The following is a 15,805-nucleotide window of genomic DNA, read 5'->3' as shown; positions in this document are numbered from 1 at the left end:
TTTCGCCGCGCTTATAATAGCGGCAACTTTCTACTGGAGAATTCACTTGGACAGTCATTCGATTTGGTTACTGACACCGGCAAGCTGAATTTCCATGCTGCTTGCCATCCGGCGGGCAGCGATCCTCTTTAGTCACGATTGCTCCCTGAACACGCTATTTATTGTAGGGCGATCGTTATGCTGTTTTTCACTCACGCGCTTTTTCCTCCACCTCGCTCGCGTAGCTGACCGGCTGCGCCCGGCGCCTGCGTCTTCTTACCGCGTCGCGAGATCCTTGCGGCGAGCGGTTCGCGCCTGCGGCTTATTCGCCCGTCACGCTACGCACTCCCTTAAATATTTTCTTTGATTACGCACGCCTGATTTCGCGTGCCGGGATTGCTTTGCCTGTTACAGGGAGAATTCACCATGTCCGAATTAAAACTGGAAAGCCAGACGCTGACAAAAAATAGCCGCCGCGCCGCGCGAAGCGGTGCAAAAAAATATGTAATCGAGCAGGAAGCGGATCGCACGGTCGAGGCGACGCTGGCTCACTTGCACAGTCAGGCTGACGGGCTGAGCCAGCAGGAAGCGAAACGCCGTCTGTCGCAGTTCGGCCCTAACGAGGTGGCGCAGGAGAAAGCGCCACCCGCGCTGCTACAGCTGCTGATGGCCTTTCATAACCCCTTTATCTACGTGCTGCTGGCGCTGGCGGCGGTGAGCTTTTTCACCGACTACTGGCTGCCGCTGCGCGCCGGGGACGAGGGCGATCTGACCGGCGTGATCATCATCTGCACCATGGTGACGCTGAGCGCGCTGCTGCGTTTCTGGCAGGAGTTTCGCACCAATCGCGCTGCCCAGGCGCTGAAGTCGCTGGTGCGCACCACGGCGACCGTGATGCGCGACGGCGCGCCGGAGGAGATCGCCATGCGCGAGCTGGTGCCCGGCGATATCGTGCTGCTCAGCGCGGGGGATCGGGTGCCTGCTGACGTGCGTCTGATCCGTTCGCGCGATCTCTGCGTAAGCCAGGCGGTGCTGACGGGCGAGTCGCTGCCGGTCGAGAAGGTCGATCTCAGCGCCGAGCTGGCGGCGAAAAGCAGCAGCGGCCGGTCGGCGGGCAAAAGCCTGCTGGAACAGGAGAACATCTGCCTGATGGGCGCCAGCGTCTCAGGCGGCAGCGCCAGCGCCGTGGTGGTGGCGACCGGCAGTGAGACTTACTTCGGCTCGCTGGCGAAATCGCTGGTCGGCAGCCGCGCTCAGACAGCGTTCGACCGCGGCGTCAACAGCGTCAGCATGCTGCTGATCCGCTTTATGCTGATTATGGTGCCGGTGGTGCTGTTGATTAACGGCTTCAGCAAAGGCGACTGGACCGACGCCGCGCTGTTCGCGCTGGCCGTCGCCGTGGGGCTGACGCCGGAGATGCTGCCGATGATCGTCAGCTCGAACCTGGCGAAAGGGGCGATGGCGATGGCGCGTCGCAAGGTGATCGTCAAACGCCTTAACGCCATCCAGAACCTCGGCGCGATGGATCTGCTCTGCACCGATAAAACCGGCACGCTGACGCAGGATGAGATCCAGCTGTCGCACGTCCTTAACTGCGAGGGCGAAGAGGATGAACGCGTGCTGCTGCTCGGCTGGCTGAACAGCAGCAGCCAGACGGGCGGCAAAAACCCGATGGATCGGGCGGTGGTGCGCGCGGGCGCGCGACGCATCAGCGAGGCGCAGCGCAGCCGCTATCACAAACAGGATGAGCTGCCTTTCGATTTTGCGCGGCGTCGCCTGTCGGTGCTGCTGGAAGATCTGCAGCAGGGCGAATCGCTGCTGGTATGCAAAGGCGCCGTTGAGGAGATGCTCGCCATATCAACCCGCGTGCGCGTCAACGGCGAATGCGTGCCGCTCTGCGCGGCGCGGCGGACGGCGCTGCAAAAGCTGGCTGAAACCTATAACCAGCAGGGCTTCCGCGTGCTGCTGGTGGCGACGCGCGCGGGCGAGATTGCGCTGCCGCTGACGCAGGCGGAGGAGCGCGAGCTGACGCTGGAAGGGATGCTGACCTTCCTCGATCCGCCGAAAGCGAGCGCAGGCGAAGCGATTAAGGCGCTGCGCGCCAGCGGCGTGGCGGTCAAGGTGCTGACCGGCGACAACCCGACGATCACGGCGCGCATCTGCCGCGAAGTGGGGCTGGACGCCAGCGGCATGCTGACCGGCGATGAGATCGAGGCGATGAGCGACATCGAGCTGGCGCAGGCCGCCGGGCGCAGCAGCCTGTTCGCCAGGCTGACGCCGCCGCAGAAAGCGCGTCTGGTGCGGCTGTTCCAGCAGAACGGCCATACGGTCGGCTTCCTCGGCGACGGCATCAACGACGCCCCGGCGCTGCGCGACGCCGACATGGGTATTTCGGTCGACAGCGCGGCGGATATCGCCAAAGAGTCCTCCGACATTATTCTGCTGGAGAAAGATCTGCGCGTGCTGGAAGCGGGCGTGCTGAAAGGGCGCGAAACCTTCGGCAATATCATCAAGTACCTGAACATGACCGCCAGCTCTAACTACGGCAACGTCTTTTCCGTGTTGATCGCCAGCGCCTTTATTCCGTTTCTGCCGATGCTGTCGATTCATCTGCTGCTGCAGAACCTGATGTATGACATCTCCCAGCTGGCGCTGCCCTGGGACAAAATGGACCCGGAGTTCCTGCGCAAGCCGCGTAAATGGGATGCGGGCAATATCCGCCGCTTTATGCTGTGGATGGGGCCGACCTCGTCGCTGTTCGATATCACCACCTTCGCGCTGATGTGGTACGTCTTCGGCGCGAATCACGCGGGCGCGCAGTCGCTGTTTCAGTCCGGCTGGTTCGTTGAAGGGCTGCTGTCGCAGACGCTGGTGGTGCATATGCTGCGCACGCAGAAGATCCCTTTTATTCAGAGCCGCGCGGCGCTGCCGGTGCTGCTGACCACCTTCGCCATTATGGCGCTCGGCATCGCCATTCCCTTCTCGCCGCTCGGCGCGATGGTCGGTCTGGTGCCGCTGCCGCTCGCCTATTTCCCCTGGCTGGCGGCGACGCTGTTCGGCTACTGCCTGGTGGCGCAGGGCATGAAGCGGTTCTATATCCGCCGCTTCGGCCAGTGGTTCTAGGAGCACTGCGATGAAAAGAGTAAGGCTCGACCGGGCATTTCTCGGCGTCGCGCTTATCGCTATCGCGCTGATTCTGCTGACGGTGATTGTGCGCTAACGCGCGGGCGGCGAGGTGACTCGCCGCCTTTATTTTGCTTTACCCGCTGACACTCAGCTATTAACGGCCTTAATTTTCGGCCTCTTCTCTCTTTCTCAACGCTGCTATCCAGGCCGCGCCTCGCTGTACAAAATCGTAAAATTCCTTAAACAATTCGCCTGAAAATTCATCAGAAGAGAGTTGTCGCTAACCCGAATTTATGGATAATACGCAGCCAGTTTTACTTAAATTAACATAATTTACGATTACTTTACGCGACAGGGACTGTCTGATGCATCTTCGGCACAAATCTATTCTGTTCTCTTTTTCGCTGCTGGCTGGCGCTTTTTTCACCGCGCAGGCCGCGGCCGCCGACGCGCTTCCTGACACCAGCGAACAGATCCGTCAGCAGCAACAGCGCCAGCAGGCGCTGGAGCAGCAAATCGAACCGAAGGCACCCGACGTGCGGCTCTCGCCGCCCGCGTCCAGCTTCGGACGCATCGACTTTCCCGCTGAAAAACCCTGTTTTCCCATTGCGCGCGTCGAGCTGCAGGGGCAGCAGGCGCTGCCGCACTGGCTGCCGCTGCGCCGCATCGCCAGCCAGGCGCAGGGCAAGTGCCTGGGGGCGCAGGGCATTAACCTGCTGATGAGCGCCCTGCAGAACCGGCTGGTGGATCACGGCTACGTCACCACGCGCGTGCTGGCACCTTCGCAGGATCTCAACAGCGGCGCGCTGCGGCTGGTGATCCTGCCCGGCTACGTGCGGGAGGCGAAGCTGACGCCGGAAAGCGATCGCCATCTCTGGCTCTACAGCGCTTTTCCCGCACACGACGGCAACCTGCTGGATTTACGCGATATCGAGCAGGGGCTGGAAAACCTGCAGCGGCTGCCGACCGTGCAGGCGGATATGTCGGTGGTGCCTGGCGAACAGCCGGGCGAGAGCGATATTCAGGTGCGCTGGAAGCAGCAAAAAATGTGGCGCGTCGGCCTGTCGCTGGACGACTCCGGCACCCGCAGCACCGGCCGTTACTTAGGCGGCGTCACGCTGTCGCTCGATAACCCTTTCGCCCTGAGCGATCTCTTTTACCTCTCTGCCACGCACGATCTGCAAGGTCAGGGCGGCAAGGGCAGCAAAAACGTCACCGGCCACTATTCGGTGCCGTTCGGCTACTGGATGTTCTCCGTCACAGGCAGCGACTACGACTATCACCAGACGGTCGCCGGCACCAATCAGGACTACCGCTACAGCGGAAAAAGCCAAAGCCTCGACTTACAGCTCAGCCGCGTGCTGCACCGCAGCGGTTCACAGAAAACGTCGCTGACCTATGACGTGCTGACGCGCGAAACCCGCAACTATATCAACGACACCGAGGTGCAGGTGCAGCGGCGACAGACCGCCGCCTGGCGTATCGGCCTGCAGCATCGTCACTACATCCGCCAGGCGACGCTGGACGCGGGGGTCAGCTATCAGCGCGGCACGCGCTGGTTCGGTGCCCAGCCCGCGCCGGAGGAGTATTTCGGCGAGGCGACGGCGCTGAGCAAAATCGTGCAGCTTAACGCGCAGTTCAATCTGCCGTTTACGCTGGCCGATCAGCATTTTCGTTACAACATGCAGTATCTGCGCCAGATGAGCAGCACGCCGCTCACGCCGCAGGAGCAGTTTTCCATCGGCAACCGCTGGACGGTGCGCGGCTTCGACGGCGAGCGCACGCTCAATGCCAGCCGCGGCTGGTATCTGCGCAACGACATTGCCTGGAGCACGCCGCTGCCCGCGCAGGAGCTCTATCTCGGCGTGGACTATGGCGAGGTGGGCGGCGCGGGCAGCGAGCTGCTCACCGGCCAGCACCTGGCGGGCGGGGTGGCCGGGCTGCGCGGTCAGGCGTTCCACACCGGCTATGACCTGTTTATCGGCACGCCGCTCTCTAAACCGGACGGCCTGCGCACCAGCGACGTCACGCTCGGCTTCAACCTCAACTGGAGCTACTGAGCATGCGCGCAGGGAACTATGAGATTAAATCGCCGCTGATCCTCGGCGGCGAAGAGAGCGAAGCGGAAGTGCTGGGCGCCGCGGTCTGGCTCTGGATGCACTCGCCGCTGCATCGCGACGCGCCGCTGCACGCGCTGCCGACGCTGCTGCTGCCGATCGTTAAAACACAGCAGTATGTGCTGGTCGCCGACGCGGGCGAGCCGGTTTTTTTCTTTAGCTGGGCCTGGCTGAATGAAGAGGCCGAAGCGCGCTATCTCACGCTGCCTGCGATCCATTTCCCGCCCGAGGACTGGAACAGCGGCGAGCGCATGTGGTGCTGCGACTGGATCGCGCCGTTTGGTCATACCGCGGCGATGAGCCGTCTGGTGCGCCGCGACCTCTTTCCTCACGCCTGCTGGCGGGCGTTAGACCATCGCGGCGAACAGCGCGGCAAGCGCGTACTCAATTTTCATGGCGCCAGCGTTAACCGCGAGGCGGCAAAAAAGTGGCGGCAGGCGCACCCGCTCGCCGTGGCGTTACCACAAATCTGATAGGGACATTAGATGAACAGAAACCTCTACCGCATTATTTTCAACAAAGCGCGCGGCATGCTGATGGTGGTGGCCGATATTGCCGGTTCAGGCCGCGCAGGCGGCGCGCGCGCATCGGGCGCGGGCCATACGCTCAGCCGACTCATCGGTCGGGTTGGCGCGCTGAGCTTCAGCCTCTGGCTGGCGATGGGCGTCATCCAGCCCGCCAGCGCCGCCATTGTCGCCGACTCGCAGGCGCCGGGCGGTCAGCAGCCGACCATTATCAACAGCGCCAACGGCACGCCGCAGATCAATATTCAGACCCCTTCCGCCGGCGGGGTGTCGCGCAACAGCTACAGCCAGTTCGACGTCGGGCAGCAGGGCGCCATTCTCAACAACTCCCATAAAAACGTGCAGACCGAACTGGGCGGCATGGTGAGCGGCAACCCCTGGCTGGCCCGCGGCGAGGCCAAAGTGATCCTCAACGAGGTTAACTCGCGCGATCCCAGCCGCCTGAACGGCTTTGTCGAAGTGGCGGGGCAAAAAGCGCAGGTGGTAATCGCCAACCCGTCCGGCATCACCTGCAACGGCTGCGGATTTATCAACGCCAACCGCGCCACGCTCACCACCGGCCAGGCGCAGATCACCAACGGCAACCTCACCGGCTTTAACGTCGAGCGCGGCGAGATAGCGGTCGAAGGGGCGGGGCTGGACAGCTCGCGCCAGGACTACACCGACATTATCGCCCGCTCGGTGAAAATCAACGCCAGCGTCTGGGCTAAGGATCTGAACGTCACCACCGGGCGCAACCAGGTGGATGCGGCGCATCAGCAGGTCACGAAACAGGGTGACGACCCCGCTTCGCGTCCGCAGGTGGCGCTGGACGTCTCCAGCCTCGGCGGCATGTATGCCGGGAAAATCCGCCTGATCGGCACCGAAGCGGGCGTCGGCGTGCGCAACGCGGGCAACATCGGCGCGCAGGCGGGTGCGGTCACCCTCACCGCCGACGGCCGCATCGAAAACAGCGGCAGCATACGCAGCAGCGGCGAGCTGCAGGTCGCCACGCGAGAGGGCTTAAGCAACAGCGGCACGCTCTTCGCTGGCGGCAGCGCCACCGTCGCCAGCGCGGCGGAGGCGCAAAACAGCGGCTCCATCGCGGCACGCAATAACGTTACGCTGCAGGCCGCCCGTCTCAACAGCACCAACGCGGGCACGCTCGCCGCCGGGGTCCAGGAGGACGGCAGGCTCGGCGAGTCGGGCGATCTGACGCTCGCGGCCGATGGCGCGCTGAGCGCCCAGGGCAAGAACCTGGCGGGCGGCAGCCTGACCGCGCGCGGCCAGCGGCTGGATCTCAGCGGCAGCCGCACGCAGGGGAAAAACATCACCCTTGAGGCGCGCGACGGCGACATCGTGACGCGCGGCGCCACCCTCACCGCGCAGCAGCAGCTCACCGCCCACACCGACAAAATGCTGGATAACGACGGCGGCGCGCTGGCCGCCAGCAGGCTCGATCTGCAGGCGCACGACCTCTCCAGCCAGCAGGGCCAGATTATGCAAACCGGCAGCGATGACCTCGCCATCGCGCTGCCGGGCAGCCTGAATAACCAGGGCGGCCAGCTGGCGGGCAACGGCAATATCGACCTCAAGGCCGCGGCGCTGGATAACCGCTCCGGCGCCATCGTCGCCGCGCAGCAGGGCAGCCTGACGATGCAGGTCAGCGGCGCGGTCGATAACCGCCAGGGCGAACTGGCGGCGAGCCGCGATCTGAGGCTGAACGCCGATCGGCTGGACAACCGCCAGGGCCGCGCGTCGGCGGCAACCGGCGCCGCCAGCCTCGCCACGCAGCAGGCGCTGGCAAATCAGGCGGGCCGTATTGGGGCGAAGGGCGATCTGACCCTCAGCGCCGCCGGTCTGGAGAATCAGGAGGGCACGCTGCTGGGCGATAACCTCCAGCTAGGGCTGGGACAGCGGGCGCTGGATAACCAGCGCGGCGTCATCGCCGCGTCAGGCGCGCTGCGCAGCGACAGCGGCGCGCTCAACAACGACGGCGGCCTGCTGCAGGCGGGCGGCGATCTGCTGCTCGACACGCACGGCGCGCGCCTGAGCAATCAGCTGAGCGGCGACAGCGGCGGCATCCTGAGCACCGGCGCGCTGACGCTGCGCAGCGGCGATCTGGATAACCGCCAGGGGATGCTGGCGGGCGGCGCGACCTGGCTCACCACCCAGGCGCTGAACAACAGCGGCGGCACGCTGGTGGGCAAACAGCAGCTGCGCATTGAGAGCGACGGCGCGCTGACCAACGACGCGGGCCTGCTGCAGTCGGGCGGCGACGCCCTTGTCGACACGCACGGCTATGCGCTAAGCAACCGCGACAGCGGCAGCAAGGGCGGCATCAGCAGCCTGGGCGCGCTAACGCTTGACGCCGGGGCGATCGACAACCAGCAGGGCTTTATCGTCAGCCAGGGCGATCTCCGGTTAAAGGGCACGCAGCTGGATAACCAGCGCGGCACGCTCGCCTCGCAGGCGGCGCTCTCCGCCGCTGCGGCGAACGTCAGCAACCAGGACGGCGCTATTAAAGCGGGCCAGGGGCTGTCGCTGGAGGCGGCGCAGCGGCTCGATAATCAGGGCGGCACCATCGGCGCGGGCAAAGTGCTGCGCGTCACGGCCGACGAGCTGCTTAACGGCCAGGGCGTGCTGGCGAGCGGCGACACAGGCAGCCTGGACTTTGACGTGCTGGATAACCGCGGTGGGCAGCTGGCGGCGCAGGAGGCGCTGACGCTGCGCGGCGGCACGCTCGATAACAGCGACGGCGGCCTTATCCAGAGCGGCGAGCGTCTTGATATCGGCACAGAGACGCTGCTCAACCAGAACAGCGGCGAGAAAGGCGGGCTGACCAGCCAGGGCGAGATGCTGATCCGCGCCGGGCGGATGGAGAACGCGCAGGGGATGGCCCTGAGCGGAAAAGCCTTGCAGCTGACGGCGGGCAGCCTGAATAATGCAGCTGGCACGCTGGTGGCGAAAGACCAGCTGCGCCTCGACATCACATCGCCGCAGAACGCGCTGCGCCTTAACACTGCATCAATGCTGAGCGCGCTGCGCCTCGATACGGCATCAGCGCTGAATAACCGGGCAGGCCTGCTGCAGGGCGGTAGCGTGCTCGTCGACAGCCACGGCCAGGGCGTCGACAACCAGAACGGCACCCTCTACAGCCTGGGCGATCTCAGCCTGCAAGGCAGCGATATCGACAATCAGGGCGGCACGCTGGGCGCGAAGGGCGACCTCAGCCTGCAAAGCGGCGAGCTGGATAACCGCAACGGCGGGCGCGTGGTGAGCGAGCAGGCGGCCAGCCTCACCACCGCGCATCTGGATAACCGCGGCGGGCAGATCCAGAGCGTCGGCGATCTGCTGCTGTCGAGCGCGCAGGGCGCTATTGATAACGCCGCCGGTCTTATCCGCAGCGGCGCGACCGCCGTGCTCAACGCGCTGCAGCTCAATAACCAGGATACCCAGGGCGCACAGCAGGGCATCGAAGCCGCCAGTATCGAGGTCAACAGCGACAGCATCGCCAACCAGCGCGGCAGGCTGCTGGCCGACCGGCAGCTGACCATCAACAGCCGCGGCAGCCTCGACAACAGCAGGGCGAACTCTCTGCCGGAGAGGATCTGTTGCTGCAGGGCGATGGCCTGACGCTGACCAACAGCGCAGGCGGCGTCAGGGCGGGACGATCGCTGACGATCCGCGCCGATCGACTCGGCGGCGACGGCCAGATCCTCTCGCGCGGCGACATGACGCTGGTCAGCCAGCAGAGCCTGAACAACAGCGGCGAGATGATCGCCAACGGCAGCTTCAACTTCACCACGCCAGGCGACGTCGTTAACAGCGGCAAGCTGCTGGCGGGCGGCAAGCTGGATCTGCGCGCCAGCAATCTGCTGAACGCTGCCAGCGGCGAGATCAACGCCGGGCAGGACTGGCTGACGCTTAACGGGCAGCTCACCAACTACGGCCTGATAGACGGCAAGCAGACGCTGCTCAAGGCCGGCACCTTAACCAATATCGGCAGCGGCCGGATATACGGCGACACGGTCGGCGTGCAAGCTGGCACCTTCAATAACCTGGCGGAGAACGGCAGCGCCGCCACGCTGGCGGGGCGCGAGCGGGTCGATATCGGCGTGCAGACGCTGAACAACCTCGATCACGGCCTGATCTACAGCGCGGGGGATATGGCGCTGGGCGGGCAGCTGGACGCCAGCGGACTGGCGACCGGCAGGGCTGGCACCCTTAACAACCACAGCGCCACCATCGAGTCGGCGGGCGATATGCAGATTGACGCCGGGCAGATCAATAACGTCAACGACCATTTCAGCACCGAGCTGGCGACCGTTTCCACCGAGGCGATCACCGAATATCAGCAGTCGGGCGACACCGTACGCTGGAAAGCGGGCGAGCCGGGCGTGTTTGTCGATCGCAACTCCGCCGACTCGCTGCGCAATCTCAACACGCCGGGCAAAACCGGCAGCAACCACGACCGCTTCACCCAGTATGACTACACTCGCACGGTGCAGGAGACGCAGATCGCCGAAAGCGATCCGGCGAAGATCATCGCGGGCGGCAATATGACGCTGAACGCCGATAAGGTGTTCAACGATAAGAGCCAAATCGTCGCGGGCAACACGCTGACGATGAACGCGGGGGAACTTGATAACGTCGAGGTGGCGGGCCAGCGTATTACCACCGACGTCGGTAAAGTCACCAGCTACTACCGCATCCGCCATAAAGGCGGCGACAGCCAGGGCAAAAAAGGCTCAGCCTATGCGCCGCCGGAGGTGATTGAGACGATTGCGCTGAAGCCGAGCCAGCTGGTCGATCACGGCAGCATTAGCGGCACGCCACTCTCGCTGGCACCGCAGAGCGCGCAGGGCACCAACGCCGCGATCGGCCATACCGGCGGCGTCAGCGCCGCCGTGGCGGGCAGCGCGCTGGCGCCTGAGTGGCAGGCGGTCGACACCGGCGCGCTGCCCGCTATCGCCGTCGCCGCTCTGAAGCCGGGGCAGCGCTTTGAGGTTCCCAGCAGCGTCGCGCCGCAGCAGGGCGAAGCGGCGCCCGTGGTGCGCATCGTCGGGCCGGATACGCGCCTGCCGGACAACAGCCTGTTCAAAACCAATCCGTCGCCCGGCGGCAAATACCTGGTGGAGACCGATCCGCGCTTTACCCAGGAGAAGCAGTGGCTGAGCAGCGACTATATGCAGGAGCAGCTGACGCAGAACAGCGACAACGTCCTGAAGCGCCTCGGCGACGGTTTCTACGAACAGCGCCTGATCCGCGAACAGGTGATCAACCTGACGGGGCAGCGCTATCTGGACGGCTACAGCAACGACGAAGATCAGTACAAAGCGCTGATGAACAACGCCATCGACTTCAGCCAGCAGTACAACCTGACACTCGGCGTAGCGCTGACGCCGGAGCAGATGGCGCTGCTGACCAAAGATATCGTCTGGCTGGTTAACGCGCAGGTCAGGCTGCCGGATGGGTCTACCCAGACGGTGCTGGTGCCGCAGGTTTACGCACGCGTTCAGCCGGGCGATGTCGACGGCAGCGGCGCGCTGATCGCGGGCCGCAACCTCAACCTGAACCTGGGCGGCGGCCTGTTCAACAGCGGCACGCTGGCCGGACGCGAAGTGGTGAAGCTGAGCGCCGACAATATTACTAACCTGGCGGGCACCATCAAGGGCGCCAGCGTCGATCTCAACGCCCGCACCGATATCAACAACATCGGCGGCGTGATCCAGGGCACCGACTCGCTGCTGGCCAGCGCCGGACGGGATATCAACGCCATCAGCACCACGCGCAGCGTTGAGAGCCGCAGCGGCGATAACAGCTTTGCGCGCACCACCGTCGACAGCGTGGCGGGCATGTACGTGCAGGGCGATGACGGCAGGTTGATCCTGCAGGCGGGACGCGATATCAACCTGACGGCGGCGCAGGTGGTCAACAGCGGCGAGTCGAGCCAGACGGTGCTGCATGCGGGCCGCGACCTCAGCCTGAATACCGTCACCACCGCGAGCCGCGACGATATCGTCTGGGACGGCGACAACAGCCTGAAGCAGGGCAATACGCAGGAGATCGGCAGCGAAGTGGTGGGCAAAGGCGACGTTTCGCTGCTGGCAGGCAACGATCTTAAGGCGCGCGCCGCCACCCTGTCGGCCGACCTCGCGCTGGCGCTGACCGCCGGACAGGACGTTACGCTGACGAATGGTGAGAACACCCAGGATCTGGACGAGCGGCATAAGGTGACCGGCAGCAGCGGCTGGCTGTCGAAGAGCACCACCACCACGCGCGATCAGATTGCGCGCCAGACGGCGCAGGGCAGCGCGCTGAGCGGCGACAGCGTCACGGTTGCGGCAGGCAACGACCTGCGCGTGCAGGGCAGCCAGATCGCGGGCACGCGCGACGTCGCGCTGCAGGCGGGCAACGACCTCAGCGTGGCGGGCGCGACGGAGCGCAACAGCGAGCAGCACCTGGCGCAGGAGAAAAAGCGCGGGCTGTCGGGCACCGGCGGCATCGGCTTCAGCTACGGCACGCAGAGCCTGAAAACCACCGACACGGCGCAGGATGTGACGAACCAGGGCAGCACCGTCGGCAGCGTGAACGGCAGCGTGACGCTGGAGGCGGGCAACCGTCTGGACGTGAACGGCTCCGAACTTATCGCCGGCAAAAACCTGACGCTGGACGGGCGCGACGTCAGCATCACCGCAGCGGAAAACCAGAGCAGCCAGACGCACAAGGTCGAGCAGAAAACCTCCGGCCTGACGCTGGCCCTCTCCGGCACGGTGGGCAGCGCGCTCAATACGGCGGCGCAGACGGTGCAGGAGGCGAAGTCCGCCGACAGCGGACGGCTGGCGGCGCTGCAGGGCACCAAAGCCGCGCTCAGCGGCGTGCAGGCAACGCAGGCCGCGCGCCTGGCGGCGGCGCAGGGCAACAGCCCGGAGAACAACAACGCCATCGGGGTCAGCCTCTCTTACGGCAGCCAGTCCTCCACCTCCACGCAGCGCAGCGAGCAGCGCACCGCCCAGGGCAGCAGCCTGACGGCGGGGGACAACCTGAGCGTGGTGGCGCGCGGCAGCGGCGTGAAAGGCGCCGACGGCGACCTGAGGGTGCAGGGCAGCCAGCTGCAGGCCGGCAGGGATGTGCTGCTGTCGGCCAACCGGGACCTGAACCTGCTGTCGGCCGCGAATACCTCCTCGCTGGAGGGGAAAAACGAGAGCCACGGCGGCAGCCTGGGCGTGGGCATCGGCGCGGGCCAGGGCGGCTGGGGCATCAGCGTCTCCGCCAGCGTCAACAAGGGCAAAGGCAGCGAGCAGGGCAGCGGCGTCACCCACACCGAGACTCAGGTAAGCGCGGGCAGCCAGGTCACGCTGGCGAGCGGGCGCGACACCACGCTTCAGGGCGCGCAGGTGAGCGGCGAGAAGGTGAAGGCGGAGGTGGGGCGCAACCTGACGCTTGCGAGCGAGCAGGACAGCGACCGCTACGACTCGAAGCAGCAGAGCGCCAGCGCGGGCGGCAGCTTTACCTTCGGCTCGATGACCGGCTCGGCCAGCGTCAGCGCCTCGCGCGACAGGATGCACAGCACCTGGCAGAGCGTGGAGGAGCAGACCGGCCTCTTCGCGGGCAAGGGCGGCTTTGACGTGAGCGTCGGGGCGCACACGCAGCTGGACGGGGCGGTCATCGGCTCGACCGCGGCGGCGGATAAAAACCGGCTGGAGACGGGGACGCTGGGCTGGAATAACATCGAGAACCACGCGGACTATAAGGTAGAGCACCAGAGCGCGGGCATCAGCACGGGCGGCAGCATCGCCGGTCAGTTTGCCGGAAATATGGCGAACGGGCTGCTGGTGGGAGCGAACCACAGCGGCAGCGACAGCTCGGTGACGAAGGCGGCGGTGAGTGAGGGCACGATAGTTATCCGCGACCGGGAGAAGCAGGCGCAGGACGTGAGCGGGCTGAGCCGGGACGTGGCGCACGCCAACCAGACGCTGTCGCCGATATTCGACAAGGAGCGTGAGCAGAACCGGCTGCAGGAGGCGCAGCTGATTGGTGAGATAGGCAGCCAGGCGGCGGATATCGCCCGGACGGAGGGGCAGATACGGGCGACGAACGCCGCGAATGAGCGGATGAAGGCGGTCACGCCGGGACAGCTGAAGGCGGCGGAAGCGGAATGGCGGAAGGCGAACCCGGGGAAAGAGCCGAAGGCGGACGATATCAGCGGGCAGGCTTACCAGACCTTCTATAACCAGGCGTTCAGTGAGAGCGGGTTCGGCACCGGCGGTAAGGTTGAGCAGGCAATTCAGGCGGCGACGGCGGCGGTGCAGGGCCTGGCGGGGGGCAACCTGGCGCAGGCGGCCAGCGGGGCGGCGGCACCGTACCTGGCGGAGGTCATCCACGACATGACCACCACGAAGGATGCGAACGGCAAAGAGGTGGTGAACGTCGAGGCGAACCTGATGGCGCACGCGGTGGTGGGCGCGGTAACGGCTTACGCGGCGGGCAACAGCGCGCTGGCGGGCGCCTCGGGCGCGGCGATGGGCGAGTATATCGCGCAGCAGATGTACCCGGGCGTGGACCGCAATGACCTGACGGAGGAGCAGCGCCAGACGATAAGCGCGCTGGGGACGCTGGCGGCAGGGCTGGCGGGCGGCGTGGCCGGAGACAGCACGGCGGGCGCGGTGGCCGGGGCGCAGGCGGGGAGGAATGCGGTTGAGAATAATCAATTGCACGAAGATGAGGCCCGCCAGCTTGATAAAGAAATGCTGGACTGTAAAAAGACAGGCGGCGACTGTAGTAAGGTTGCGGAGAAATACATTGAAATTAGCAACAAAAACAGTCAGGAGCTTAAAGCCGCCTGCACTGGCGGGGGGGTTACCTGTGTAACATGGGAGGAGTTGATACAGGCCGATACCAATGTCGCCCGGGATGAAAATCCCAGCCAGTTTCGTCTAAGCGAAAAACTGAAAGATCCGTCAGCAGCAGCACTAGTGAATTATCTTAATGGAGCAGACCTTAAATTCCTTAAGGATAATATTAGCTCAGGAGATCGTGTTATGGCTGTGGTTATGGATCCGACCTCATGGCCAACCATAGTTATGGGAGGGAGAGCAATATTGACTAACGCTGTTAATAATACTAAAGAACAGCTTATTGCTGTAGGCGTGGGGACCGGGTTAGGGGCAGGTATCCAATACGAAACAACGCGTGAGGTAAAATTAACAGATATGATTGGTACCGGTCTGATTGGTGCCATCACGGCAGGTAAAGGTTATAACCCCACAATGACGTGGAATGCGGCTGGGGGATATTATCAGGCTAAAATCAGCGGTGACGATCCCTTTATGGCAGCGCTGCTGAGCAAGGCTGGTGCATCGGCTGGTTATGCGGCAGGTAATGTGATCAAGGTTCCTTTTGATAAAAAGCTCAACCCAGTTTCTAAGCAGTACGAATGGGTATCGACAGGTGTCTGGACAATAACAAAACCAGCTCCGCAAAATCCATTGCCATCAATAGTAGGTAATCTCGGCGATTCTGCTGCATCTGGGATGGTTCAAGATAAGCTGAAAGATGTCGGAGGTAAGTAATGAAAAATAGCACCAAGTCATTACTTAACCTTTTGTATCTATGTTGCTCAATGGCGATTGTGATTTTTATTTTGACAATCTTGGGGCGCTTACTCGGGGCATGGTTGGCTTGGAATATGAATGATAAATTTCCATTTTCATCTGAGGATTTATTGATTTGCCTCAAGCTAACCTGGATGGGGCCCCCGACTGGATTTATTTTTTGGTATTTTTATTACCGATAAGTTTTTATGAACCCCAGCCCTCAGCGGCCGGGATCTTCTTATATACCCTTCTGCAGTCGCCGGATCTTACCGGCGACTTACCGATAAAGAACTCGTTAGCTCCGGCTGGCCGCAGCTGCGGATGGTCTGCCAGATGGAGGTCACCAGCCACCTGCTGTCGGGCGTCGCCTTTGGCAGCGTCTGCGAAACCAGCGAAGTCGATCTCGCTGCCCGGCTGGCAGAACAGACGCCCGCGCACTCCCTGACGATAATGGACAAGGGCTTTTATGCCCTGGGCCTGC

General features: G+C 63.9%; 6 protein-coding genes. All 6 read left to right on the top strand.

Features of this window, described 5'->3' with window-relative positions:
- Nucleotides 1-405: 405 nt before the first annotated feature.
- The 6 genes from mgtA (at nt 406) to Q9R34_RS18495 (ending at nt 15,300) form a co-directional block, all read left to right on the top strand.
- The gene (gene mgtA / locus Q9R34_RS18520) at nt 406-3,102 is read left to right on the top strand and encodes a magnesium-translocating P-type ATPase (RefSeq protein WP_485895613.1); all 2,697 of its coding nucleotides are present in this window, start codon (nt 406-408) and stop codon (nt 3,100-3,102) included.
- Between the two features lie 10 nt (nt 3,103-3,112).
- The gene (mgtU, locus tag Q9R34_RS18515; RefSeq protein WP_434127009.1) at nt 3,113-3,199 is read left to right on the top strand and encodes a magnesium transporter protection protein MgtU; all 87 of its coding nucleotides are present in this window, start codon (nt 3,113-3,115) and stop codon (nt 3,197-3,199) included.
- A gap of 271 nt (nt 3,200-3,470) precedes the next feature.
- Nucleotides 3,471-5,165: a ShlB/FhaC/HecB family hemolysin secretion/activation protein gene (locus Q9R34_RS18510; RefSeq protein WP_485895612.1), complete on the top strand. Its 1,695-nt coding sequence runs from the start codon at nt 3,471-3,473 to the stop codon at nt 5,163-5,165.
- A gap of 2 nt (nt 5,166-5,167) precedes the next feature.
- Nucleotides 5,168-5,695 (top strand): toxin-activating lysine-acyltransferase, encoded by a 528-nt coding sequence (locus Q9R34_RS18505; RefSeq protein WP_434126981.1) that lies wholly within the window; start codon nt 5,168-5,170, stop codon nt 5,693-5,695.
- A 12-nt stretch (nt 5,696-5,707) separates the two neighbouring features.
- Nucleotides 5,708-9,361, top strand: coding sequence for a two-partner secretion domain-containing protein (locus tag Q9R34_RS18500; RefSeq protein ID WP_485895610.1), 3,654 nt, complete (start codon nt 5,708-5,710; stop codon nt 9,359-9,361).
- Nucleotides 9,340-15,300, top strand: coding sequence for a hemagglutinin repeat-containing protein (locus tag Q9R34_RS18495; protein ID WP_485895608.1), 5,961 nt, complete (start codon nt 9,340-9,342; stop codon nt 15,298-15,300). The genes Q9R34_RS18500 and Q9R34_RS18495 overlap by 22 nt, the downstream gene beginning before the upstream one ends.
- Nucleotides 15,301-15,805 lie beyond the last annotated feature (505 nt).

The sequence above is a fragment of the Enterobacter sp. BRE11 genome (assembly GCF_031844285.1).
Classification (GTDB): domain Bacteria; phylum Pseudomonadota; class Gammaproteobacteria; order Enterobacterales; family Enterobacteriaceae; genus Pantoea.
This window is presented reverse-complemented; position numbering and strand designations above follow the sequence as displayed.

What these genes read in the sequence shown, in the direction of transcription:
- Q9R34_RS18505 (WP_434126981.1), top strand. Translation starts at nt 5,168, where the DNA reads ATGCGCGCAGGGAACTATGAGATTAAATCGCCGCTGATCCTCGGCGGC.
- Q9R34_RS18500 (WP_485895610.1), top strand. Translation starts at nt 5,708, where the DNA reads ATGAACAGAAACCTCTACCGCATTATTTTCAACAAAGCGCGCGGCATG.
- mgtA (WP_485895613.1), top strand. Translation starts at nt 406, where the DNA reads ATGTCCGAATTAAAACTGGAAAGCCAGACGCTGACAAAAAATAGCCGC.
- Q9R34_RS18510 (WP_485895612.1), top strand. Translation starts at nt 3,471, where the DNA reads ATGCATCTTCGGCACAAATCTATTCTGTTCTCTTTTTCGCTGCTGGCT.
- mgtU (WP_434127009.1), top strand. Translation starts at nt 3,113, where the DNA reads ATGAAAAGAGTAAGGCTCGACCGGGCATTTCTCGGCGTCGCGCTTATC.